We start from the raw sequence: 24,699 nt of genomic DNA, 5'->3' as shown, positions 1-24,699 counted from the left end.
CCCCTTAGGGAAACCCCATGTTTCGATTGCTTCGTCTTGTGATTTTCACGGCAGCTGCCTTTATAGCGGGTGTGTTGACCGAACGCAGCAATGCGCAGGCCAATTGCGAAACCGCAGACGGAAACTGGACCCAACAAATGTGCATAAGATCGGATATTCCACATGACTGACCGCGTTATTGTTGGCTCGCTTGGCGGCTCTTTTGGCGTCAAAGGCGAAATCCGTCTGAAATCCTTTTGCGCGGACCCCGCTGCAATTGCCGATTACACCCCGCTTTATACCGAAGATGGCCGCGCCTTTGCACAGATGGTGCTGACCGGCCAACTTAAGAACGGCTTCACCGCCCGCGTTGACGGCGTCACCACCAAAGAAGAAGCCGACGCGCTGCGTAATGTCAGCCTTTACGCCGACCGCGATGTGCTCCCATCCCTGCCTGACGATGAGTATTACTATGCCGATCTGATCGGCCTGACCGTGCTGGATACAGGCGGCGCGACATTGGGCACCGTTAAGAATGTCATGGACCATGGCGCGGGTGATCTGCTTGAACTGATCGTGCCGGGGCAATCTGACACGATCCTACTGCCCTTCACAAAGGCCGCCGTGCCCACCGTTGATCTCTCTGCGAGCCGTATCATCGCGGACCCGCCCGAAGGGCTGTTTACTCAATCGGATCAAGATACCGCTGAATAAGCGCGCGTAGCTTTTCCCGACGCCCCGCATTACGGGCGTAACGCAACATTGCACGGTACAAATACCAACCAAAGAAGTAGCGCAAAACCGTTGTGACCTCTGCCTCTGGCAAGCCTGCGGCTTGCACAAATGACGCGATCTGCGTCGCCGCAATTTCGTGGTCAGATTTCAACGCTATGTGATGCAAAAAATGCGCCAATTCGCGCGCCAGCGGCGCTTTGGCCGCCGTGCCCGTGTCAAACCCGTAAAGCACGCCGTCATTGACCCGAAAATTATGCGGCGCAAAATCACCATGCCCCGCAACCCGACAAATCCTGGCACCTTTGAGCGCGTGGGTCTGAAACCGCAGGTCTTCGCGCAACTCTTGCGCCAACGCCCAATCATCTCCTTCCAATCCATTGCGAGGGATCATCTTTAGCTTCTTTTGCCAATACATCGCCGAAAGATGTGCCTCAGCGCGGCGCCTACCAACGTATGTCGCATGCCAACGTCCCGCTTGGTCCAATAGCGCCCCATGATAAGGCACCCCCGGCACGCGCGACACGACCAGAACCCCATGCTGCGGGTCTGCGGCAATGAGCTGATTAATCTGGCAATCGCCCGCGCACATCTGCGGGCCGACCAATGCCAGATCGCTCTGCATCTTCGCCACAAGATCAGGCGCGTTCGGTCGCGCGATATGGCGCACAACGACCTGTTCACCTTGATAAACTGCCGCGAAAACGCCTGTGTGGGCTTTTGCACCCAGCAAAGCGCCACGCGTGATTTGCCGCAGCAACGCGCTCTGCGCCTGCGCCGCATCCCAGCGCGCGATCGCGGCCTCTTGTTCGGCGCTGCGATCCAGCAATCTGTTGAAATCTGTGCTCATCCATTACCCCTCTGGCCAATGTTGCCCCTTTCCCAGAACGGTGTCATCCCCTAGAACCTGCCTATGTCTGAACAAACGCCCCCCAAACCCGCTGGCAAAGCTGCTGGCCGCATTTCCATCCGACCCACGCTGAAACCCCGTGAGCTGATGACCGATACGCCTGAACTTGCCGGATCATGGACCGCGCAAATTTTGACGCTGTTTCCGCAGGCCTTTCCTGGGGTTCTGGGCGAAAGCCTGACCGGAAAAGCGTTACAAGACGGGCGTTGGCAAATGCAAACCTATGATCTGCGCGAATATGGCATCGGCAAACATCGCAACGTCGATGATACCCCGGCTGGTGGTGGCGCAGGAATGGTGCTACGCGCTGATGTGCTAGAGGCCGCGATCAAGGATGCGCGCGCCGGAGCCAAAGGCGTGATGCCGATGGTTTACCTCAGCCCGCGCGGACAGCGGTTTGACCAGAACATGGCCCGCAACTGGGCGCGCACAGATGGGGTCACAATGCTGTGTGGACGGTTTGAGGGCGTCGATGAGCGCATCTTGCAGCATTTTGGCATCCAAGAGGTGTCGCTTGGTGACTTTGTCATGACCGGCGGCGAAATCGCCGCCCAAGCCATGATCGACGCCACCGTGCGGCTACTACCCGGCGTGTTAGGCAATGCCGAAAGCGCCGTCGAGGAAAGCCATTCCAACGGCCTACTCGAACACCCGCAATACACCAAACCCGCCGAATGGCAGGGCCACGCGATCCCCGAGGTGCTGCTTTCCGGCAACCACGCAAAGATTGCGGAATGGCGGCGCGAAATGTCTGAGAAGATCACACAGGAGCGGCGGCCGGATTTGTGGGAAAAGTTTGGCAAGACGAACGGATAGGGCGGCGAGAAATCCATCTTAGCGATCTTTCGAAAAGATTGAACCAGCCACATTGGAGAATTCAGTGATTACCATCGCGATCAACGTTTTAGCGGCTATTTTCTTTTTTAGGGCTTCGAAAATTTACACGAATTGGAATGAAGATGTCAGACAGCCATTCCTTGCTGAGTCCATCGGACACATCTACCGAAGGCTGGGACTGAGATATTTTCATCGAAACAGAAATGTCATTGTCGCACTTACATATCTCGTTTGTTCCATAGAAGCGACATTCGGCGCAATCGACGCGGCAATTTGCTACGTTATCTGATTAGGCTCACCGCATCAGCTTTGTGTAAACGCTCCCCCTTGATCACCCCTCCTTATCATCCTATACGCAGCCATTCCCGGTCGGCTTGCTGATTCCGGGTGTTGGTTTATGGCACCATCTGGGTTTTGAGCGGGTCTGCGTTGATCCTTAACTCACCAGTTGGACCGGACAACCACAAAAAACAATGATGACGCATCTCTGGCGGGCGCAAAGGCGGACCCGGTAACGACACAGAGCTCTGAGCCACGCAAACAAACATTGCGGATAACCGCAAGCATTTCAAAGGAGCCGTCAGATGGATCTGATTGCACAACTCGAAGCGGAGCAAGTTGCTGCGCTGGGGAAAGAAATCCCCGATTTTAAAGCGGGTGACACCATCCGCGTTGGTTACAAAGTGACCGAAGGTACACGTACCCGTGTGCAAAACTACGAAGGCGTCTGCATCGCCCGTAAGAACGGCAAAGGCATTGCTGGTTCGTTCACTGTTCGCAAAATTTCTTTTGGTGAAGGCGTGGAACGTGTGTTCCCACTGCATTCAACAAACATCGACAACATCACCGTGGTTCGCCGTGGTCGCGTACGTCGCGCGAAACTTTACTACCTGCGTTCGCGCCGTGGTAAATCCGCACGTATCGCCGAAGTCACCAACTACAAAGCGCCTAAGGGCGCCCAAGCGTAAGGATTGCTGTCATGAAAAAAGATATCCATCCCGACTACCACATGATCGAAGTCAAAATGACCGACGGTTCTGTGGTTCAGATGAAATCCACATGGGGCAAAGAGGGCGACCAAATGGCGCTCGACATCGACCCATCAGTCCACCCAGCATGGAACGGCGGCTCAACCCGTCTGATGGATGCTGGCGGTCGTGTTTCTAAGTTCAAAAACAAATACGCTGGTCTGGGCTTCTAAGACTAATGCGGGGATATTTTCCCGCTTTGCGAATTTTCTGCGCCAGCCCTTTTTGGGCTGGCGTTTTGCTTTTGTCTGGGTCGATGTCCTATGCGGGCCCTGAAATTGGCATCAGCTTCCCGCCTGTTTCAGCAGCGGAACATCGTGCCTTTACGACCAATGCCTTACGCCCCATTGGCGTGACCCATATTCGTTTTGCAGACAATTGGCGGCGCCGCGGTTTACAGCCAGACTTTGCCCCGCTCCAACGGCGCATGACCGCGTTGCGTCAAGCTGGCTTTACAATCTTGCTTACTGTCCAAAGCGACGGCCCAGACGCTGCCTGTGCCGCACGCAACACCCATTCATGTTTGATCACCGAAGACGCCCCACTTGAGGTCTATCTCGAAGGACTGTTGACCGCCGTCGGCGATGACCTTGACGCGATTCAGTTTGGGAACGAATGGGACAACCAATTTGTTGGCACCGCTGAGGAATTTCTGGCCCTGCATCAACGGTTTGCAAGTGTCGTGCGGCGCAACCGCCCCGACTTGCCAATCGTTCTTGGCGGCGTGACCGGCCGTGCAGCCTATGCCCAAGTGCATTGCGTTGATCAGGCCCCTGTCTCTATTCCGGGGATCGACCTCGAGGGCCTATCAACCGATTTTTGCATCGGTGACGCTGACCGCAATCGACGAACGATTTCAGACGTGCGTTATGTTCTCGGGCACGCAGATTACGATATTGCGGACATACATCTGGATGACGTGAACGATCTTTGGTTGCCCGCGACCCGCTGGATCTCTTCTGTCGCTGGCGGACGTCCTATTTGGGTCACCGAATTTGGTGGTCCCGCCCCAGACTTAGAACCGCAAGACCCCGCATATCAAGCGCAACGGCTTGCCCGGTACCTCACCGCGATTGCAAACCTTCCCATTGCGCGTGCATATTATTTTAAGCTGACAGATGATGATACGTCGGTCCATGATCGTTCCGGCCTTTATGATCGGCGCGGCCAACCGAAACTCGCATTGGACGTGTTTACCGATTTCATAACCGGCGACGCGTACAATTAGTCTAAAGGGCAAAACCATGCACCACCCACTGAGCAGTCTGATTGACCAGATTGTCCAAAATGCGGAAAAGCGGGGCGATTTAGATAATCTAGCAGGCGCTGGCAAACCGCTGCCCGCCGTTGATCGCCCACAGGATGCCGTGCTGAACCGGATCATGGCTGAGGCGGATGCAAAATCGCCGGTTGTCATCTTGCGTCAACAAATTCTCGCATCGCAAGAGCGTCTCAAAACGCTGACCGCTGAGGCCGCGCGTAAAGAGGAAATGCTCGTCCTGTCCGAACTGCACACCAAGCTCGCGCTTGAAATGGAAGCTTTTCGTAAATACGGGTAGCCGCCCCGAGATCATCCCGAGACGGCTGCTGTTCCTAGGCTGCGCGCGAACGCCCGCCAGCACCGCCGCCATTGCGCCGACGCCCACCACCGGGCTTGCCGCCGCCGGGTTTACCACCACCTGCATGGCGCGCACCGCCGCCACCGCCGCCGCGACGTCCACCGCCACCACCGCCGTTGGGACGTTTCTTTTGGCCTGGCTTAATCTCCCACGGACGCCCAGAGGCGACGGGGATCGTTTCCTTCATCACCTTTTCGATGTCCTGCAATTCTATCATCTCGTCTGGTGCAACCAATGCAATCGCGCACCCTTCTGCCCCTGCGCGTGCCGTCCGGCCAATGCGGTGGACATAGTTATCAGCAACATTGGGCATATCGTAGTTATAGACGTGGCGCACATCGGGAATATCGATCCCACGGGCGGCAACGTCCGTCGCAACAAGCACACGTACCTTGCCTGCCTTAAACGCCGTGATCGCCCGATCACGTTGGCCTTGGCTTTTGTTGCCGTGGATGGATGCGGCGGCAAAGCCCTTTTTCTCAAGCACTTTGTACAGTTTTTCGCAGCCATGCTTGGTACGGCCAAACACCAGCGCCAATTCATCGCGGTGCTTATCCAGCAGTTCGACTAGCAAATCCGTTTTGGCCGCTTGGGCCACGAAATGTACGGATTGCGCGATTTTCTTGGCCGCCTGCCCCGGAGGGTTCACCTGCACGCGCACCGCATCTTTGAGGTAGGTCGACGCCAATTCAGACATCAGTTTTGGCATCGTCGCCGAGAACATCATCGTTTGACGATCTTTCGCCAAAAGCGGCGCGATCTGACGCAATGCATGGATAAAGCCCATGTCGAGCATTTGGTCAGCTTCGTCCAAAACAAGGTAAATCGTTTCGTCCAAACGCACTGCGCGGCGATCGATCAAATCGATCAAGCGGCCAGGCGTTGCAACCAGCAGATCCACGCCAGCAGCAAGGCGTTTGGTTTGCGCCGAAATCCCGGCACCACCAACCACAAGCGCGACTTTCAAATGGCTACCTTTGGTATAAGCGGTAAGGTTTTCGGAAATCTGTTTGGCTAATTCACGTGTCGGTGCAAGGATCAAACCACGCGCTGTTTTTGGGCTTGGCTTTACGCCCGCCTTCATCAGCGCGTTGATCATCGGCAGACCAAAAGCCGCCGTTTTCCCGGTGCCCGTTTGGGCAAGCCCCATAACGTCGCGGCCATTCATGGCATGCGGAATAGCTTGGGTTTGAATCGGGGTGGGATCGGTGATCCCTTGTTCTTTGAGAACATTTACAAGACGGGGCGCAAGCCCCAGCATATCAAAATCCATGTGATGGATATCCTATCTGTTCAGCGGGCCCTATCGGCCCGCACAAAAATATGGGCACGCAGCCGAACGCCGCAGTGCCAAAGCAAGGTTGCGCCATATGCTGACAGCCTGAACCGCATCGTCCGGGCGCCGATTTGGCGCGGGACCCCTGCGTGATGTGGGAACCTGGAAGTTAACGATGCCTTGCGAATGACTGTGCGTCTCGCTCTGCTCACGCGGCAGCTTGCATCGGTTGGTGTGCACATGCGCTTTACTTGGGCGTCTGTCAAGGGCGGCGTGACAGGTGTACCCCTCACAGCACGAATATCTGAGATTCACGTGCACCATCACTTCCCCTGTGACCAACCACCGCATATAGTGTGCGAAAGCATATTCTGTGGGGATAGATTGCGTGGCACATATTATTGTCGTAGGAAATGAAAAAGGCGGCGCGGGAAAATCCACCGTGTCGATGCATGTTGCGACAGCCTTGGCGCGCATGGGCCACCGGGTGGGGACGCTTGACCTTGACCTAAGGCAAAAAACCCTGGGACGCTATATCACAAACCGCAATCAGTTCTTGACCCAAAAGGGGTTAGACCTGCCATCGCCGAGCTATCATGAACTGCCAGAAATTGATCAAACCAGTCTCAAACCGGGCGAAAATGCGTTTGATCACCGATTATCAATGGCTGTGTCACAAATGGAAGCAGACAATGACTTTATTTTGATCGACTGTCCGGGATCACATACGCGGCTTAGCCAAGTCGCGCATAGCCTTGCTGATACGCTGATTACACCACTCAATGATAGCTTTGTTGACTTCGATTTGCTGGCACATGTGGATAGTGACGGCGATGAAATTACCGGGCCGTCAGTCTATTCTGAAATGGTCTGGAACGCGCGTCAGTTGCGCGCGCAAGCCGGGTTAAAGCCGATTGATTGGGTGGTTGTCCGCAACCGGATGGGCGCGCAAGCGATGGTAAACAAAGAAAAAATGCAGCGGGCCATTACCAAATTGGCCAAACGTGTTGGATTCCGCACGGCCCCCGGTTTCAACGAGCGGGTCATTTTCCGTGAACTGTTCCCACGCGGGCTGACCCTGTTGGATCTACGCGACATTGGGGTCAAGGGGATGAACATCTCAAACGTGGCGGCCCGCCAAGAGCTGCGCGAGTTGATCAAGGCGCTCGACCTCCCCGGTGTAACGCCTAACTTCTAAATTTCACAAAGAAACGCTTTCGTAATCAAGTTTTGCGACCTAAGTATTCTTGTGAGTATTGGGAGAACTTGTTGTGCAGAAAATAATTGCGCTACAGCGTTATACGACGATTGCAGCCGTCGCTGTTTTGACGGTCATCACATTTGTTATCGGGTTCTGGTTCTCGTGGGTGTTTATCCTATGCGCCGTGTTCGGGGCACTGACCATCGTAGGCATCCGCGATATGCGCCAAGATCGTCATTCAATCTTACGCAATTATCCGGTTCTGGGGCATCTCCGCTTCTTATTTGAATCGATCCGCCCTGAAATTCGGCAGTACCTGATCGAAGGCGATCAAGAAGAACAGCCCTTTAGCCGCGAACAGCGCTCGCTTGTTTATCAGCGCAGCAAAGGCGCAGAAGACAAACGCCCATTTGGGACCACTGAAAAAGTATATGAGGCAGGCTATTCGTGGCTGACACATTCGGTACAGCCTGTGCACTTCTCAGATACGGATTTTCGGGTGAAGGTGGGCGGTCCTGACTGCAAACAGCCCTACAGCGCTTCGCTATACAATATTTCGGCGATGAGCTTTGGCTCGCTCTCGGCCAACGCCATTCAAGCTTTGAATACAGGCGCTAAAATTGGCGGATTTGCACATGACACTGGCGAAGGCGGGATCAGCCGCTACCACCGCGAACCCGGTGGTGATCTGATCTACGAAATCGGGTCCGGCTATTTCGGCTGCCGCAACGATGATGGCACATTTAACGCTGAAAAATTTGCGAAACAGGCCAGTGCCGATCAGGTCAAAATGATCGAAATTAAGCTCAGCCAAGGTGCAAAACCCGGTCACGGTGGGATGCTGCCCGCGTCTAAGATTACCCCTGAAATCGCCGAAGCCCGCGACATTCCGATGGGCGTAGATTGCGTGTCGCCATCTGCGCATAGCGCGTTTTCATCGCCGCTTGAATTGATGGAATTCATCGGCGTATTACGCGAAAGATCAGGTGGCAAACCGGTTGGATTTAAGCTGTGCATCGGCCACCGCCGTGAATTCATGTGCATGGTGAAAGCCATGCTTGAGACCGGGATCATTCCGGATTTCATCGTCGTTGACGGCACCGAAGGCGGCACCGGCGCCGCCCCGCTTGAGTTCTCGAACCATGTCGGGATGCCAATGGTCGAAGGGCTGACGTTTGTGCACAACACCCTGCGCGGCGCAGGTATCCGCGATCATGTTAAGGTTGGTGCGGCGGGCAAGATCGTCAGCGCATTCGACATCGCACGCGCCTTGTCGCTGGGTGCAGATTGGTGCAACTCTGCACGCGGTTACATGTTCGCGATTGGCTGCATTCAGGCACAGGCCTGTCATACCAACCACTGCCCCGTTGGCGTCACGACCCAAGATCCCCTGCGCCAGCAAGCGTTGAATGTTGGCGACAAGGCGAAACGTGTGGCACGTTTCCATGAAAACACGCTTAAGGCACTGGGTGAAATGGCAGGGGCCGCTGGGCTCAGCAACCCTTGCGATTTTCTCCCCTACCATTTCATGACACGGCGCGGTGACGGTCAAATGACCGAAGCCAACGATGTTTACAAATATCTGCCCGTCGGGTTCTTGCTGGATGAGAGCAGCGATGAGGTCATCTACAAGGAACGCTGGGCGCGGGCGAGCGCAGATAGTTTCGCCCCCCCCGAAGATCGCGTTTAGGGCTATTTTTTAACGTCGCCCTGTCGGGGCGGCGTTTGCCCGAGTGCGCGCATGAACAGACTGACACGCGGGGCAGCGCCCGTCACGCTCCGCGAACGGTTGCGCAATACTGGTGTATTTTCAGAAGTCCCCCGGCTTTCGCGCAGCACGATATAAAGCCCGCTGGCGATAATAATGCTGGCACCGACGCCCGTATAAATATCAGGCGTTTCATCGAAAAACAGCATTCCAAAAACCGTCGCCCAAATAATTTGGCTGTACTGCATCGGCGCGATGATCGCTGCCTCACCCGCGCGATAGGCCAAAATAACCAAGAAACTTGCAATCCAGGCGAACAATGCGATCACCCCAAGCATCCCAAGATGTTCAATCGGCATCGGCTTGTAGAAAAACGGCAAGGCGCATCCCATCAACACAAAATTCGCAACCATCGGGTAGATCATCATCACAATCGGGCGCTCCTCTGACCCGATTTTACGCACGATAATTGAAGCTACAGCACCCCCCACTGCAGAAACCAGCGCAGCGAGATGCCCAAGTGTCAAGTCCGTCTGACCGGGGCGCAAGACCACCATGACCCCCGCCAAACCAAATAATACAGCCAACCAACGCCGCAGCCTAACCGTTTCACCAAGGACAGGGATGGCAAGCAAGGTGATCAAAAGCGGGGTCGCGAATAGAATCGCATAGACCTGCGCCAAAGGTAGGACCGAAAACGCATAGAATGCGCAGACTCCCGTCACTGTTGCCGCCCCCGTCCGTAACGCCATCCACCACGGGTGTACTGGCAGCAATGTCCCAGGCGTGGTGTCACGCATCAGCATCACAGTGGCCAGCGGAAAGCTGAGCAAGACACTAAAGAATACGATTTGGAACGGTGCATAGGTCGCACCAAGCACTTTGATGATCACATCATGCGTCGCGAAGACCGCAAAGGCGATCAGCGCAAAAATTGCGCCTTTGACATTGGGTGACATCGCGGCCCTTTCCGGCATTGCTTGGCACAGACAAAAAGAAATTGCCCGCCCCTGTCAAGATCAGCCCATATGGGCATCAATCGACGGGGACGGGCAAACGCCTCTCCAAACCCGCGTGGGCTTTGGGCTATGTGCCGTGCATTACAGTGACGCGTCGAGCGCTTCCAAGATCACATCGCCCATTTCAGTGGTCGAAAGCGGCGTGCCGCCTTCTGGCCCCATTAGATCGCCTGTGCGGGCACCATTCGCCAAGACGGTTTCGATCGCCGCTTCAAGGCGATCCGCCTCTGCGCCCATGTCAAAGGAATAGCGCAGCGCCATGGCAAAGGACAAAATGCAAGCAATCGGGTTCGCTTTGCCTTGGCCCGTGATGTCAGGCGCAGACCCGTGGACCGGTTCATACATCGCTTTTGGGCGCCCGTTTGCCATTGGCACACCCAAGGAAGCAGATGGCAACATGCCAAGCGAGCCGGTCAACATCGCCGCGCAATCTGACAAAATATCGCCAAACAGGTTGTCGGTGTAGATCACGTCGAACTGTTTAGGTGCGCGCACCAGCTGCATGGCGCCGTTGTCAGCGTACATGTGAGACAGCTCAACTTCGGGGAAATCGGCATGTACTTCGGTCACGACATCGCGCCACAAAATACCCGATTCCATCACGTTGGCTTTTTCCATCGAACACAAACGTTTATCGCGCTTCATGGCCAGTTCAAACGCCGCACGCGCGCCGCGTTCAATCTCGGCTTCGGTGTAGCGCTGTGTGTTGATGCCCACACGCAAATTGTCTTCCATATGGATGCCACGGGGTTCACCAAAGTAAACGCCAGAGGTCAATTCGCGCACAATCATGATATCCAGACCCGAAACCAACTCAGGCTTCAGCGAAGAAAAATCAGCAAGCGCGTCAAAGCACTGCGCCGGGCGCAGGTTCGCAAAAAGGTCCATTTCTTTGCGCAGGCGCAGCAGGCCGCGTTCTGGCTTTACGCTGAAATCAAGATCGTCGTATTTCGGGCCGCCCACGGCGCCCAAAAGAACGGCGTCAACTTCTTGCGCTTTGGCCATTGTGTCGTCGTGCAGCGGCACGCCATGTTTGTCATAGGCTGCGCCGCCGACAAGGTCCTCGGACACGTCAAACGTCACGCCGCGTTTGTCACCGAACCAGCCGATGACGCGCTTCACCTCGTCCATAACTTCGGGGCCGATGCCGTCACCGGCGAGGATCAAAAGGGAGGGGTTTGCCATATGTCTGGTCCTTGGTTGCATAAGTTGCACGAGGCCTAGCCTGCCCATACCAAATGTTCAAGATACCAAGGGCCGCAAGCCTTGTTCTAACAGATCCCAAACGCGTCTTATCCGCGGGGTCTGACGCATCACTGCATGGGCAGTTAGCCATACTGGCAACTTGGGTAGCGGAAAGCCGACGTCTATCGCCGCGACCGCTGGATCCCGATCCCCAATGGCCGCCTGCGCAAATCCGATCCCGCATCCCGCCTTTACAAGCGCCCAATAGATCGCATGATGATCACAGCGCGTTTTAAAGAAATGGCGACCCACCTCGACCCCCGCTGCGCGAAACCCGGCAATAATTCTATCATCATGGTCATAGCCAACAAAGTGATGATCGCGGACGTCATTCACGCTGCGCGGTTGCCCATGTGTTTGTATATACGTCTTCGCGGCGAACATCCGCAATTCCAGGTCACCCAAATGCTTGGTCACCAAGTCAAGCTGCGTGGGGCGATACATACGAATTGCAATATCGGCCTCGCGGAAGAGCAGATTATGACTATCATCCGTTGGGGCAATCTCAATCTCGATTTCTGGCTCTTGCTTGCGGATGTGCGCGACAATTTTTGGAAGATGGTCTGCTGCAACCGCCACACTTGCAGAAATACGCACCGTGCCAGCCAAGCGGGCCTGCTGCCCCGCCGCAGTAAGCCCAATCTGTTGCACCGCCGCGCGCATGGCCCGTGCTGGCGCGACCAAATCGGCCCCGGTGCGTGTCAATGAAAATCCCCGCGGTTGGCGGTGAAATAAATCCGCACCTAGCTGTGCCTCAAGGGTTTTGATTTGCCTGCCCAATGTCGGTTGGCTTGCTCCTACTGTACGCGCCGCCGAAGACAGGCTCCCGGTTTCGGCAACCGCCAAAAACGCCTGCACCAAAGACCAATCTAGATTTTCAATCGGTTTATCCATTCATTATTGAATACATAATAACAATAATTAGACAATTCATTTTCATCAATGAATGGGTATTTTCGCGTTATCCAAATCAGGAGAGATAGATGACACAGACCGTACTCATTCTTGGTGGCAACGGTAAAATCGGCCGCCACGCGACCACAACTTTCGAAAACGCAGGGTGGATTGTCCGCCAATTCGACCGAAAAACTGATGATATGACCCGTGCTGCTATGGGCGCGGACGTCATTGTCAACGGGTTGAACCCGCCCAACTATCACAACTGGTCACAGCTCATCCCTCAGATAACTGCGCAGGTTATCACAGCCGCAAAGGCCAGCGGGGCAACGGTGATTGTTCCGGCCAATCTCTATAACTTTGGCGATAATCCTGGCACGCTTGATGAAAACACCCCACACCGCCCAAACACGCGCAAAGGTGAAATTAGGGTCGCAATGGAAAAAACATATGCTGAATCTGGCGTGCAAACGATCATGCTACGCGCTGGAAACTTTATCGACCCCAACGGCAATGGTGATATCATGAGTGTCGCAACCATGCGCAACATTCGCAAAAGTAAACTGACGAGCATGGGACCACCCGCAACGTTGCAAGCCTATTGCTACACACCTGATTGGGCCCGCGCGGCGGTCATGCTCGCCGAACGACGCCATCAGTTGGAGACCTTTGAAGATATCCCGTTTCCCGGGCACGCGTTCACAAACGATCAGTTAAAGGACGCGCTCGACACTCACGTTGGTCGATCCTTTAAACTGACTACATTTCCGTGGTGGGTGATGCGACTATTGTCACCCGTTTGGGAGCTTGCGCGCGAAATGAAAGAAATGCGTTATCTCTACGCCATGCCCCATCAAGTTTCGGCGACGAAGTTCAACAGAATTTTGCCGGATTTCAGGGCCACGGATATTGCAACTGTCATGTATGCGGGCTTACCGCGCGATATCTACCCAGACGAGCCAATGAGGGCCCGCACCCAAGTTCCGGTCCAGCAGTGATGGGTCATCAGGCGCAGGCATGGCAACCCCTGCGTCAACCAGTCTCCAATCTTGCGAGGGCAGCACATAACTGACCCGCAGCGCCCCCAAAGCGGGCCGATCAGACCAAGCGGCGGTGGCGATTCCAGGCAAGGGGTCTTGCAGCCGCGGATCGGCCAAAAATGCGACCATCGCGGGCCGCATTCCTTCGCCCGCAAACGGGTCAAGGTTGGCGTTGCCCGCGATCACAAAGCTGTTGGGCGGCGGGCCGTAAACCCCGTCCAAGACCTGCGACCACAGGCGCAGCTCGTCCCGATTACGCAGCCCATTGCGATCCTCGGGGCCATCAAAGACCGGGGGCGTCGCCGCGAAAGCCAATACATGCACAGGGCCGTCGGCCAAAATGACTGGCACAATCCAATGGCTGGTTGACGAAAGCCGCTGAACCGCTGCAACTTCTGTAGGCATGGGCGGCAATGTCGCGCCGGGCACGTCGCGCCATAGAATATCTGATAAATCCGTCACGTCCCCGAGCGGAAATTGCGACAAGATTGCGATTCCGCCGTCGCCAGAAAACGTACCGTATCCTTGCGCGTCGCGCGCCTCGCCCAAACGATTGTTCCCATCAAGATCCTGTCCTGTCGGCATGCCAGCATTTGAGGGGCCCGCAAATTGATATGCAAAATCAGCCCCCAACAAGCCTGCAAAAGCCGCGAGCGCAAGACCGTCACGGTCGTAGTCAATATCGGTCAGCACAAGCACGTCAGGATCGATGTCAGTGATCACCTGCGCAATTGCCGCGATTTGCGGGGCTTCGCCTTTTTGGATGTCACGCAACAATAGACCGGGACCCGCGCGGCTTAGCGGGGCCGCATATGTCGCTATGCGGAACGATTCCGCAAGGCTCGCCTGGGGCGAACCAATCAGAATTAGCCCATATAATGTCCAGATGAGGCCGCCCGTTCTGATGCCGCGTGTCGTTGCATACGGATCATTTGCGCGACACGGCTGAGTGCGACGCCGCGCATCAAAATACTTGCAGGCAAAAAGGCCCATGCGGCAACCATCCAAAGCAGCGTATGCGTATCATCCAAACGAACGGGCGTGCCAAAGCTCGCAAAGAGTTTGAGCACAGCCGGGACCAAGAATGGCAACAAGAACCCTAATATAACGTTAATGCGACCGTCACGCTCCAGCCGTTCGACAACATCACCGCCCGCAGAATTGAAGGTTGGTAAATTCACCCAAACATTAAATGGCCCCTCGCGGCGCGGCCATTGTTGCAACCTTAAAACGATCACAAACCAAATGATAGCAAAGGCTGAAATCATATAGCTCAGCCCCGCCCCGTCGCGCACACGCGCCACCATCTGTGCAGATGTATCTTCCGGCAACATCAAAACCATGAGCCGCACAGGCGAATAAGGAAAATCAGCCGCAGCACCGATGCCGGCCCCCGCCTGCTGAAAAAGCTCAGTGACCCCCGAGGGACTGACATAACCCCGAAACACCATCGACAGGCACAGAACTGTTGCAAATAGGGTTGTGAAACGCACGCGATTGAATGGCGGTGCTTCGCGAAATTCAATGATACTAGGACTGGCAGAACTATATTCAGCGATCGTAAAGATTGCAGCGAAAATAGCAAAAAGCACAACGATTTGAAGATTGTCCTGCGCGTCGCGCGGCAACAGAAGCGCGGGCATCACGACAAGTATCACGACCATAAAGGCACGTATGATTGCACCTGATAGGCGGGTAAACACGCTGATCAATCCCCTCATAGATCTAGCGACTAAATCTCGCTACGTATTGTACGCAGATTGCATTTTATTATGCAACTTCAACATAGTATCTATCCGAAGTACATGCGGATATTTTTTAAAGCCTCAGTCCCAATGGGCATTCATGTAAGAAGCCCCTAAAAACCACATTATCCACGAAGTGTCACGAATTTGAGAAATTATGCAATGAAATTCATACATTGTCTCTAAAATAGAAAAAGGCCGCGATGCTTCGCGGCCTTTTTCAAAACATCTAAAAGCGGGTCACACCCAAGGGCGCTCTGCGGCTGCTTTGGCTTCAAAGCTGTCAATCGCGGCCACTTTTTCAAGCGACAACCCGATGTCATCAAGACCGTTGAGCAGGCAGTGTTTCTTGAATGCATCAACTTCAAAGGTAAACACATCGCCATCTGATGACGTGATGGTTTGGGCTTCGAGATCGACTTCGATCCGCGCGTTCGATCCCTTTTCGGCGTCTTTCATCAACACATCAACCTGCTCTTGTGGCAGTGCAATTGGCAAGATGCCGTTTTTGAAGCAGTTGTTATAGAAGATGTCCGCGAATGATGTTGAGATCACACAAGTGATCCCGAAATCTGCGATCGCCCAAGGCGCGTGTTCGCGCGATGACCCGCAGCCAAAGTTATCGCCCGCAACCAGAATTTGCGCGTCACGATACTGCGGCTTGTTGAGCACAAAATCAGCGATTTCAGTGCCGTCACGGTCAAAGCGCATTTCGTCAAACAGGTTCGCGCCAAGGCCCGAGCGTTTGATGGTTTTCAAAAACTGCTTTGGAATAATCATATCCGTGTCGATGTTGACCAATGGCAGCGGCGCGGCGATGCCGCTCAGTGTGGTGAATTTTTCCATTAGTTCATCTCCCGAATATCGGTCAGGTGACCAGTGATTGCAGCGGCTGCGGCCATTGCAGGTGACATCAGGTGTGTGCGCCCCTGGTAGCCTTGGCGGCCTTCAAAGTTACGATTGGATGTCGATGCACAGCGTTCGCCGGGTGCCAATTGGTCAGGGTTCATCGCAAGGCACATGGAACAGCCCGCAAGCCGCCATTCAAATCCCGCGTCGATAAAGATTTGCGCGATGCCTTCTTGTTCGGCTTGCGCGCGCACCAGACCAGAGCCGGGTACGACCATTGCGCGCATCCCCTCTTTGATCTTTTTGCCTTTCAGCACAGCGGCCGCGGCGCGGAAATCTTCGATCCGGCCGTTGGTGCAAGAGCCAATAAACACGGTGTCGATTTTGATGTCGGACAGTTTTTGACCAACTTCTAGGCCCATATAGTCGATTGAACGCTGCACAGCCCCGGCTTTGCCGCCTTCAAAGCTGCTTGGATCAGGGACCACATCGGTGATCGGCAAAACATCTTCGGGCGAGGTGCCCCAAGTGACCAGTGGTGCGATATCTTCGCCTCGGATGGTCAGGACTTTATCGAAATGGGCGCCTTCGTCAGTGTAAAGCGTTTTCCAATATTCCAACGCCGCGTCCCAATCCGCACCTTTTGGCGCATGTGGGCGGCCCTTGCAGTAGGCGTATGTGGTCTCATCAGGTGCGATCAGGCCCGCGCGTGCGCCGCCTTCGATGGCCATGTTACAGACCGTCATCCGACCTTCCATCGACAGGCTTTGGATGGCTTCACCGCAATACTCAATCACGTAGCCAGTTCCGCCAGCGGTGCCCGTTTCGCCGATCACGGCCATGGTGATGTCTTTGGCGGTCACACCGGGCGCAAGTTTGCCGGTGATTTCAACCTTCATGTTTTTGGACTTTTTCTGGATCAGCGTTTGCGTGGCCAGAACATGTTCTACTTCAGATGTCCCGATCCCATGTGCCAATGACCCAAATGCACCGTGGGTCGCCGTGTGGCTGTCCCCACAAACGACCGTCATGCCCGGCAAGGTCCACCCCTGTTCGGGGCCAACAATGTGCACAACGCCCTGACGGACATCGGACACAGGGTAATAGTGCAGGCCAAACTCTTTGGCGTTTGTATCAAGTGCGGCAACCTGAATACGGCTGTCTTCGGTCATTGTGGCCGCATTCGCACGGTCCAGCGTGGTCGGCACGTTGTGATCAGGCACCGCGATCGTCTTTTCTGGCGCACGTACTGTGCGGCCAGCCATGCGCAAGCCTTCAAAGGCCTGCGGGCTGGTCACTTCGTGAACCAAGTGGCGGTCAATATAAAGCAAGCATGTGCCGTCGTCAGCTTCGTGTGCGACATGCGCATCCCAGATTTTATCATAGAGCGTTTTGGGGGACATTGTCCTCTCCCGTATCAAATTTTCAGATGTCTTCAGGCGTGCGGAATTGGCAAGGGAGTTACCCCTTAGCTAGTATCGTGCAGCTCGCACCGTAGAACCGCCAAGGCAGCCGGGCACGGTCATCCATGTCAAAAACCTGTTTCATAACGGGTCAAATACACATGGACGCACCATCTCGCAAGGGTCAGGCGGTCAAAATCAAGCGATTGCAGCCATTGTCGCCTCTGCATCGAAGAGGTCAGCTTCTTCGGTTGAAACAACCGAGACATTCGTCGCGTCAAGCTGATCCGTTGTAACACCTTTCAAGAAAGCAACCGCACCTTCGAAATCACCGGGGACATCACCAGAACCCGTATAAACGGCTTCGACCAGAACGCCATTCACCCCATCGACCGTCGTTTGCGTCATCGTGACATCGACATCCGGTAATGTACCGCCCTCTGGCACATGATCCAACGTCAATGTAAGCGTATCCCGGCCCGGATCAAAATCTTCGATGGTCGCAGAGGTCAATTGATCATCGGTGACATTGGCCAGCACATAGAAATCATCGCCATCGCCCGCGCCCGCAGTCAATGAGGCTGAACCGGTCACGAGAACCAGATTGTCTGACCCATCCTCACCGTCAGCCGTGCCATCGCCGCCCCAAATATAAATTGTATCATCGCCTTCGCCGCCAGTGATCGTATCTGTCGCCTGCAACGCGGGGACAATCACGCCACCTTCGTCGCGTGAATCATACCCGCCAAAAATTGTATCGTCGCCATCTTGACCGCCCAGACGGTCAGATCCGTATCCGCCGTCAATAAAGTCGTCACCATCGCCGCCAAACACGCGGTCGCCGCCAACTTGGCCATACAGCTCGTCATTGCCGGGGCTGCCAATGATCCAATCGCGCCCGTCACCACCATAAACGACATCGTCGCCTTCGCCCGGACGAATTTCGTCGTCCCCCGCACCGCCATCGATTATATCGTCGCCTGCCCATGTGCGGATGATGTCGTCACCGTCGGTGCCCGAAATTTCGTCAGCGCCACTTGTGCCAGTGATTTCGCCGTCTGTTTCATCATCTTCATCGTCTTCTACCGACAACATGATCACGCCAAAGGTCGCCAGCAATACGGCCAAAGTAATATACATAAAAACACCCTATAGGTTGAATAACTTTATGCTTTTGTTAACCTTACGCTTGTCACACAGCAAGCCTTAACATTGCTCCGCTTGCCCGACCGCCCATGGCGTGCAAGACTGGTGCGAAACGTGGTAGATTAACATGGCAGGGCATAGCGACGGACCAGAAACAACGGACAGCCTTTCGGGGGATGCGCAGTTGGAGCAGGTTCTTACAATTGGAAGCGATCTATTTGACTATGTCAGCAAATTTGCCGACGGATTTATCCGCCCGTGGAACATCTATCAGCTTGGGATCGCGCTTGGGCTTTTTGTCTTGGCGCATTTGCTGCGCGCAGCGCTAGGGCCGCGGATCAGGGCGTGGATGGCCGCGCGAGAAAACTGGCCGAAATGGCGCATTCGTATTCTCGTGGTGATCAACCAACGGCTGCGCGCGATCTTTTTTGTGGCGCTGATTTGGCTCACCATATTTGTGATGCGAGAGGTCACATGGAACAGCCGCAGTTACCTGCTGAGCATTATTGGCACGCTCGCATTTGCTTGGCTGGCTGTCGCATTCGCAACCCGGCTGATCAAAAGCCCGCTTTTGCGCAAGACTGTCCGCTACGGCGCTTGGGCATACGTCAGCCTGCGTATCTTGGGGCTGCTTGCGCCCACCGAGCGTTTGCTGGACGGGGCCGGATTCACCATTGGTGAAATGCGCTTTTCTCTGCTCTTGCTCGTGCAATCGCTGGTCATTCTCGGCGTGCTCATCAGCCTTGCACGACTATTTACCGCGACAACAGCCAATCGGGTGCGGGCCAACCCTGACATCAGCCCATCGATGCAAGTCCTTATTATTAAGGGCTTGCAAGTCGCCATCTACAGCGCTGCCTTCTATTTTGGCGTGCAGGCACTTGGCATTGACCTAACCGGGCTTGCAGTGCTTTCGGGCGCGATTGGTGTGGGCCTTGGCTTTGGTTTGCAAAAAGTCGTGTCGAACCTTGTGTCAGGCGTGATCATCTTGCTGGATAAATCCATCAAACCGGGTGACGTGATCAGCCTTGGCGAAACCTTTGGCTGGATCAACGCGCTGGGTGCGCGCTACGTGTCTGTTGTCACCCGTGACGGCAAAGAATACCTGATCCCCAACGAAGATCTGATCACCGGACAAGTGGTGAACTGGTCGCATTCCAACGATTTTGTGCGGCTCGATATCAGTTTCGGAACGTCATACACGGACAACCCGCATGAGGTCCGCAAGATCGCCATTGCGGCTGCACAAAGCGTCGACCGGGTGCTGACCTCGCGGCCCACCGTCTGCCATATCGTTGGATTTGGGGACAGTTCAGTCGATTACATCCTACGTTTCTGGATCACCGACCCAACAGGCGGGCTGACCAATATCCGTGGCAACGTGTTCCTCGCACTTTGGGATGCCTTTGCCGAAAACAACATCAGCATCCCGTTCCCGCAGCGCGAGGTTAGGGTGTTGGACAACGAGCAAGTAAATTTTGAGATCAATCAATAAGAGTAAGACGAGTATGACAACCCAAGACTATGTAATTACCTATAGATCCGTACCTAACGTCAGCTTTCCAACATCCGCAGGCATGAAACGCTATCTTGAAACAGAAGCGGCAATTTGGTCAGGTTTTTTGGATGAGGTTCGCGTCGCGACCGTCGTGACCGAGACAGTATTTGGTCGCGGCAAGCAGACAGTCGGTGCCATGGTGGACGCCTTCAAAAAGCTAGATGAGCTTCTCGATAACCCTAAGTTATTCAACAACATAACTCAGCGACAATCCAATGGTATCTTGCCACCTCCACCGTCGAGCAGCATCGAGGCGCAGCTCATATTCGGCCTAGTTAAGATGAAACGCAGCGCCGACGCTCTAAGCGCTTACTTACAATTTACCCTCGGTCACAGCAATGAAATCGCTCACGATAATAGAAGCAGAATACGCGAGCACCTTACGAAAGGTGAAACGTTCATCGCTGCTGCCTATGCGAGCGCAGCGCTTCCGTTTCAACAGCTAACCGATACGAACGTTGCGAGCGCCACGCAAACAGCAAATGCACATATGGTGGCATTACAAGATGAAGTTCTCAAAGCCCAGAAAGCTAACGCCGAGAATGAATCCGCGCTTGAACGCCAGAACGAAAAATTCGGGGAAATGCTGCAGCTCTTCCACACTCACCTAAAGCTAAAGGCACCTGCTGAATTATGGGAAAGCCGCGCTACCCTACACGATAGAAAGTCAAAATGGGCGTTATGGGGGTTCATCGCTACTACAATTTTCGCGATCCTTGCGGGGGCAGGCATTCCATTCTTAGCCGGCGACTACATTGCCGATAGTTTCTATATGCAAGCATGCGATACGTGTGTTCGCGAATTTTCGGCCAAGGGTCCCGTAACCGTATCTGGGATGCTGATCATTATGTCTTTGTTGATGTGGGCGATACGGCTGCAATACCGCGTGTATCTCAGCGAAAGGCATCTTGCATTGGACGCAAGTGAGAAGAACGCATTTGTCCGAACTTATCTCGCGATGCGCGAAGGTGACGATGTCGGATCCGATAATGAGGCCATCGTTCTCGCCTCTCTATTCCGGCCAACACAAGACGGAATTATCAAAGATGACGAAAGCGGCTTTGATCTATCTGCTACCGCATTGCTGGCGAAACAACTTGGCCGAAATGGACAATAGCACTCCACCCCATGAAAAGTCATCTCACCAACACAAAAGGCCGCGCAAAGCGTCGACCGGGTGCTGACGTCGCGCCCAACCGTCTGCCATATCGTTGGATTTGGAGACAGCTCAGTCGATTACATCCTACGTTTTTGGATCACCGACCCAACCGGCGGGCTGACCAACATCCGCGGCAATGTATTTCTTGCCCTTTGGGATGCATTCGCAGCAAACAACATCAGCATCCCCTTCCCGCAGCGCGAGGTGAAACTACTCGACCCTGAATAGTCACGATTAATAATTAATCTATTCAAGATTGATCGCGGCGAGTTCACGCCGACAACTGGTATCGGAAAAGATCCGCGTTGCTTGCGCCAGTAAGATGGTGATCTGCTTAAGGTCAGAGGATTCTTTGGGGACGCAAGAATACAATGAACATAATCAAAGCACTGATCTTTGTCGGCCTGTTGGCGGGCGGATACATTTTTTTTCAAACGACGCAACCCGGCGACTTGACCGCATTTGTCGCGTCCGCGAATGTTGAACCCCCTATCGACGCCGAAACGGAAACCATCGAAGCCGTCGCCGAAGTTGCCGCTGAAAGTGAAGAAGAGTTTGAGCTAGCGCCGATTGATCAGCTCTATCTTAACGACCTTGTAGCCAATGGGCAGCGTGATGTCGCCTTTGAATTTGCGTTTGAAATGGGCGATGAGCTGACCGAAGCCGATTTTACTGCCATCCAAGGTGTCGGGGCTAATATTGGCGAAGGTCGACGGTTCAGCCGATTCCCGCGCGCGGATTTAAACGGACCGGGTGAATGGGCCACGCATTTCCCGGCCCGCGAAGGCGGCGCAAATTCGACGCAGTGTATTGGTTGCCACAACGCACCATTGGCCAATGGTGCCGGGGGGATCGCGTTAAACGTGGTACTGGACCCCGCGCACACAGGCGATCCGTCACAGTACCTAGAACGCAACACAACACCGTTATTTGCGCTGGCTATCCCGCAACGATTGGCCGAAGAAATGAGCCTCGATCTGTACCTGCAGCGCGAGGCAGGACGGATGCAGGCCTGCACACAAGGCAGTGCAACGACAGTGCTGATCACCAAGGGCGTCACCTTCGGCACGCTGGAATTCACACGGACGAGCGAAGCGCCATGTTCTGTCGCCATCAATACCGCAGGCCTGTCTGGGGTGGACGATGATCTTGTAGTCAAACCCTTTGGCTGGAAAGGCAACGAAGCAACCCTGCGCAGCTTTACCCGTGGGGCTGCCCATAATGAAATGGGCCTGCAAGGAGTTGAAATGGTTGGCGACGCTGACGGCGATTTCGACGGCGTCACAAATGAACTAAGTGTTGGCGACCTCACCGCATTGACGATCTATATGGCCGCACTGGAACGGCCCACCAGCTTAATAGAGCTTGCCGATATCGGCCAAGTGACTTTGGCCGCGGACGATCGGACGGCAATCATGGCAGGGCAGGAACATTTTGTAACGGTCGGCTGCAACAGCTGCCACACCCAAGAAATGGTCCTGAACGATCCGACGTTTCGTGAACCAAGCCAAACCCCCGGTTTCTACGACGTCGCATTCCCAGATGGCTCATATCCAGCGGATCGGGGGCTGCGCCCTGATGTGGTGATGTCGTTCGACATGCTTTCAGACCCGCCAAACAATCAGGTCACGCTGGCATCAGGCGAGGCTTATCATCTGGGCGCGGTCAAAAGCGACGCATCGGGGCGCGGTGTGGTGAATTGGTATACCGATTTGAAACGCCACGATATGGGCCCAGACCTCGCTGACCCATCTGCCCCCTTAGGGATCGGTGCCGAAATGTTCATGACGCGCTCGCTTGCCAGCGTTGGTTCAACTGGGCCATGGTTGCACGACGGACGCGCCACCACGTTGAATGAAGCAATCTTGCTGCATGGCGGAGAAGGCGCACAAAGCCGCGATGCCTACGCCGCACTCCCCACTGAGAACCAAGAAGAGCTCATCGCATTTTTAGAAAACCTTGTGATCCACAGCACCGAAGAGGAAGAGCACTAAGGCGCGCTACATCTCAAAACGCAAAAACGGCCCGGCTTTAAATCAAAGCCGGGCCGTTTTTGCGTTTATCGATCTCGAAAAATCATCTTCAGTTAGGCTGCTGGAAAGTGCCTTTGAGGTCGAGCAAGGCTACGCACTCGCGGTTCTTCAATGACCCCACAAACGCGAACGCATATTGGAGTGTTGTCACTTGCAATTTCCGCTTTAAGTAGCGAAAATTTCATATACTTTTCTGCTCCATAGGTCGACAAAATGAAACTGTATTACTTTCTTACCGTCATAATTTGTTCAATAGTTTTTGCGAAAGCCGCCACGGCCGAAAACGCACCTATTGCAGGTTTGGACGCGCCCGAATTTGTTGCCGCCGTGGATAGCTGGCTTGCCGGCGATGACCTTATCGCATTGGAAGCACTGGCAGCACTGGCACATGCGGAAAATCCAGCGGCGCAAATACTGTTATCAGGGATTGCATCCAGAGGAGGCTTTCATTCCCATGTAACTGCGGATCTGGAACGCGCTGACCGCATCGCACTCCTTAGAGCGCCGGGCGGCCTTTCGGGAAAATCGTGGCTGACATTTGCAGAGGATACCGAGCCATTGGCAACTGCGCTCCTCCAGGTCACGCAGATCGGAGAAAAGGCGCCCGCAATATCTGCCCTCATCAGCGCGGGCGAAACAGAGGCCGCGCTTCTTGCGGCCCAATCCATGCTGTACCAAGGCGAGGCAGACGCGCTAATCGAAGCCCTCCAAGGCATGGACGCGCTGCTCCCACCCGAAGTCGACGTGCTGCTGATTTGGGCTCTTTTTCAGTCAAATAGTGGAAATGCCGGTCGATATGCTGGATCGGCGCGTGTTGCGACAAGCATTTTTGACGATGATAGTTTCGAGCAATCAGAGATGGTTTGGGTGCCACCTGCGCCACGTGAAATTCGAGAAGATAGTGAACGCCTTTCTGACGTCATGCGATTGGGTCGCCAAATTACTTCATGGACACCGATAACTCAGTTTTGCGACAACCATTGCGGGTCAACTTCTGAAACCTGTATCGCCGTTGGCGCTAGTATGCTTTCTGCGATGGGTCCATTCGCCATGCGAAGCCCACGGACGAGCATCATACCGAATGAAACCTATTGGAACAGTCCCCGCGCCGGAGCTGACCTTGCACGCAATATTGTAGACCTTCGTAGATATGAAGAAGGCACATTTGATAGCATCAACGCGTGTTTTATAGATGAAATGAGCGCACTACAGGCCGAACACGGCTATGGTCGATAGCTTATTGAAATACGGCTCAGCTGCTTCTCTCCAAAACCAAAAGGCCGCGCAAACAATTTGCGCGGCCTTTCTGATTTCA

General features: G+C 54.5%; 25 protein-coding genes. 15 read left to right on the top strand and 10 right to left on the bottom strand.

All coding sequences use genetic code 11. The features are described 5' to 3' along the window. Positions 1–17: 17 nt before the first annotated feature. Together Yoon_RS03805 and rimM are read left to right on the top strand one after the other, a co-directional pair. Positions 18–170, top strand: a complete 153-nt coding sequence (locus tag Yoon_RS03805) for a hypothetical protein (protein WP_238110314.1) — start codon at positions 18–20, stop codon at positions 168–170. Then, positions 163–693: a ribosome maturation factor RimM gene (gene rimM, locus Yoon_RS03800; RefSeq protein ID WP_238110313.1), complete on the top strand. Its 531-nt coding sequence runs from the start codon at positions 163–165 to the stop codon at positions 691–693. Before Yoon_RS03805 ends, rimM begins: the two co-directional genes overlap by 8 nt. On the opposite strand, the gene Yoon_RS03795 is transcribed toward rimM, so the two are convergent. After that, on the bottom strand, positions 662–1,561 hold the full coding sequence (locus tag Yoon_RS03795; protein WP_238110312.1) for a hypothetical protein: 900 nt from the start codon (positions 1,559–1,561) through the stop codon (positions 662–664). The two genes, rimM and Yoon_RS03795, sit on opposite strands and share 32 nt — an antisense overlap. A gap of 63 nt (positions 1,562–1,624) precedes the next feature. Between Yoon_RS03795 and trmD the strand changes: the two genes are divergently transcribed. The 5 genes from trmD to Yoon_RS03770 all read left to right on the top strand — a co-directional run bounded on the left by trmD (position 1,625) and on the right by Yoon_RS03770 (position 5,045). After that, positions 1,625–2,437: a tRNA (guanosine(37)-N1)-methyltransferase TrmD gene (trmD, locus tag Yoon_RS03790; RefSeq protein ID WP_238110311.1), complete on the top strand. Its 813-nt coding sequence runs from the start codon at positions 1,625–1,627 to the stop codon at positions 2,435–2,437. Positions 2,438–3,042: 605 nt separating this feature from the next. Next, positions 3,043–3,426 carry a 50S ribosomal protein L19 gene (gene rplS / locus Yoon_RS03785; protein ID WP_113777680.1) on the top strand — a complete coding sequence of 128 codons (384 nt, stop codon included), beginning with the start codon at positions 3,043–3,045 and terminating at the stop codon, positions 3,424–3,426. A gap of 11 nt (positions 3,427–3,437) precedes the next feature. Continuing rightward, positions 3,438–3,659: a 50S ribosomal protein L31 gene (gene rpmE / locus Yoon_RS03780; RefSeq protein ID WP_238110308.1), complete on the top strand. Its 222-nt coding sequence runs from the start codon at positions 3,438–3,440 to the stop codon at positions 3,657–3,659. Between the two features lie 5 nt (positions 3,660–3,664). Continuing rightward, positions 3,665–4,714 (top strand): hypothetical protein, encoded by a 1,050-nt coding sequence (locus Yoon_RS03775; RefSeq protein ID WP_238110307.1) that lies wholly within the window; start codon positions 3,665–3,667, stop codon positions 4,712–4,714. Between the two features lie 16 nt (positions 4,715–4,730). Then, a complete protein-coding gene (locus Yoon_RS03770) occupies positions 4,731–5,045 on the top strand; it encodes a DnaJ family domain-containing protein (protein ID WP_238110299.1) in 315 nt (104 codons plus the stop codon). Positions 5,046–5,079: 34 nt separating this feature from the next. On the opposite strand, the gene Yoon_RS03765 is transcribed toward Yoon_RS03770, so the two are convergent. Continuing rightward, positions 5,080–6,378, bottom strand: a complete 1,299-nt coding sequence (locus Yoon_RS03765; protein ID WP_238110296.1) for a DEAD/DEAH box helicase — start codon at positions 6,376–6,378, stop codon at positions 5,080–5,082. 391 nt (positions 6,379–6,769) lie between these two features. On the opposite strand from Yoon_RS03765, the gene Yoon_RS03760 reads away from it, so the two are divergent. Both Yoon_RS03760 and Yoon_RS03755 read left to right on the top strand, forming a co-directional pair. After that, positions 6,770–7,579, top strand: a complete 810-nt coding sequence (locus Yoon_RS03760; RefSeq protein ID WP_370642101.1) for a division plane positioning ATPase MipZ — start codon at positions 6,770–6,772, stop codon at positions 7,577–7,579. 73 nt (positions 7,580–7,652) lie between these two features. After that, positions 7,653–9,272, top strand: a complete 1,620-nt coding sequence (locus tag Yoon_RS03755; RefSeq protein ID WP_238110294.1) for an FMN-binding glutamate synthase family protein — start codon at positions 7,653–7,655, stop codon at positions 9,270–9,272. 2 nt (positions 9,273–9,274) lie between these two features. On the opposite strand, the gene Yoon_RS03750 is transcribed toward Yoon_RS03755, so the two are convergent. From Yoon_RS03750 to Yoon_RS03740, 3 genes are all read right to left on the bottom strand, one after another. Further along, the gene (locus Yoon_RS03750; protein ID WP_238110292.1) at positions 9,275–10,249 is read right to left on the bottom strand and encodes a DMT family transporter; all 975 of its coding nucleotides are present in this window, start codon (positions 10,247–10,249) and stop codon (positions 9,275–9,277) included. A 141-nt stretch (positions 10,250–10,390) separates the two neighbouring features. Continuing rightward, positions 10,391–11,494, bottom strand: a complete 1,104-nt coding sequence (gene leuB / locus Yoon_RS03745) for a 3-isopropylmalate dehydrogenase (RefSeq protein ID WP_238110291.1) — start codon at positions 11,492–11,494, stop codon at positions 10,391–10,393. A 57-nt stretch (positions 11,495–11,551) separates the two neighbouring features. Beyond that, the gene (locus Yoon_RS03740) at positions 11,552–12,448 is read right to left on the bottom strand and encodes a LysR family transcriptional regulator (RefSeq protein WP_238110290.1); all 897 of its coding nucleotides are present in this window, start codon (positions 12,446–12,448) and stop codon (positions 11,552–11,554) included. Positions 12,449–12,537: 89 nt separating this feature from the next. On the opposite strand from Yoon_RS03740, the gene Yoon_RS03735 reads away from it, so the two are divergent. After that, the gene (locus Yoon_RS03735) at positions 12,538–13,449 is read left to right on the top strand and encodes an epimerase (RefSeq protein WP_238110289.1); all 912 of its coding nucleotides are present in this window, start codon (positions 12,538–12,540) and stop codon (positions 13,447–13,449) included. Here the strand turns inward: Yoon_RS03735 and Yoon_RS03730 are convergent. From Yoon_RS03730 to Yoon_RS03710, 5 genes are all read right to left on the bottom strand, one after another. Next, positions 13,384–14,265: an endonuclease/exonuclease/phosphatase family protein gene (locus Yoon_RS03730; RefSeq protein WP_370642100.1), complete on the bottom strand. Its 882-nt coding sequence runs from the start codon at positions 14,263–14,265 to the stop codon at positions 13,384–13,386. The two genes, Yoon_RS03735 and Yoon_RS03730, sit on opposite strands and share 66 nt — an antisense overlap. 92 nt (positions 14,266–14,357) lie before the next feature. After that, entirely contained in the window at positions 14,358–15,194 is an 837-nt protein-coding gene (locus tag Yoon_RS03725) for a hypothetical protein (RefSeq protein WP_238110281.1), read from the bottom strand. A 282-nt stretch (positions 15,195–15,476) separates the two neighbouring features. Further along, a complete protein-coding gene (gene leuD, locus Yoon_RS03720; RefSeq protein ID WP_238110279.1) occupies positions 15,477–16,082 on the bottom strand; it encodes a 3-isopropylmalate dehydratase small subunit in 606 nt (201 codons plus the stop codon). Beyond that, positions 16,082–17,488, bottom strand: coding sequence for a 3-isopropylmalate dehydratase large subunit (gene leuC, locus Yoon_RS03715; protein ID WP_238110277.1), 1,407 nt, complete (start codon positions 17,486–17,488; stop codon positions 16,082–16,084). The genes leuD and leuC overlap by 1 nt, the downstream gene beginning before the upstream one ends. Before the next feature lie 198 nt (positions 17,489–17,686). Next, positions 17,687–18,628: a calcium-binding protein gene (locus Yoon_RS03710; RefSeq protein WP_238110275.1), complete on the bottom strand. Its 942-nt coding sequence runs from the start codon at positions 18,626–18,628 to the stop codon at positions 17,687–17,689. 133 nt (positions 18,629–18,761) lie between these two features. Here Yoon_RS03710 and Yoon_RS03705 point away from each other — a divergent pair, with 133 nt between their 5' ends. The 5 genes from Yoon_RS03705 (at position 18,762) to Yoon_RS03685 (ending at position 24,620) form a co-directional block, all read left to right on the top strand. Continuing rightward, complete coding sequence (locus Yoon_RS03705) at positions 18,762–20,129, top strand: mechanosensitive ion channel family protein (RefSeq protein WP_238110273.1); 1,368 nt, start codon at positions 18,762–18,764, stop codon at positions 20,127–20,129. Between the two features lie 13 nt (positions 20,130–20,142). Beyond that, positions 20,143–21,309 carry a DUF6161 domain-containing protein gene (locus tag Yoon_RS03700; RefSeq protein ID WP_238110271.1) on the top strand — a complete coding sequence of 389 codons (1,167 nt, stop codon included), beginning with the start codon at positions 20,143–20,145 and terminating at the stop codon, positions 21,307–21,309. A gap of 21 nt (positions 21,310–21,330) precedes the next feature. Further along, a complete protein-coding gene (locus Yoon_RS03695) occupies positions 21,331–21,579 on the top strand; it encodes a hypothetical protein (protein WP_370642120.1) in 249 nt (82 codons plus the stop codon). Between the two features lie 143 nt (positions 21,580–21,722). After that, the gene (locus tag Yoon_RS03690) at positions 21,723–23,345 is read left to right on the top strand and encodes a di-heme oxidoredictase family protein (RefSeq protein WP_238110269.1); all 1,623 of its coding nucleotides are present in this window, start codon (positions 21,723–21,725) and stop codon (positions 23,343–23,345) included. A gap of 252 nt (positions 23,346–23,597) precedes the next feature. Beyond that, positions 23,598–24,620 carry a hypothetical protein gene (locus Yoon_RS03685; protein ID WP_238110267.1) on the top strand — a complete coding sequence of 341 codons (1,023 nt, stop codon included), beginning with the start codon at positions 23,598–23,600 and terminating at the stop codon, positions 24,618–24,620. Positions 24,621–24,699: the final 79 nt, after the last annotated feature.

It is taken from the genome of Yoonia sp. I 8.24 (assembly GCF_022096995.1).
GTDB lineage: Bacteria > Pseudomonadota > Alphaproteobacteria > Rhodobacterales > Rhodobacteraceae > Yoonia.
This window is presented reverse-complemented; position numbering and strand designations above follow the sequence as displayed.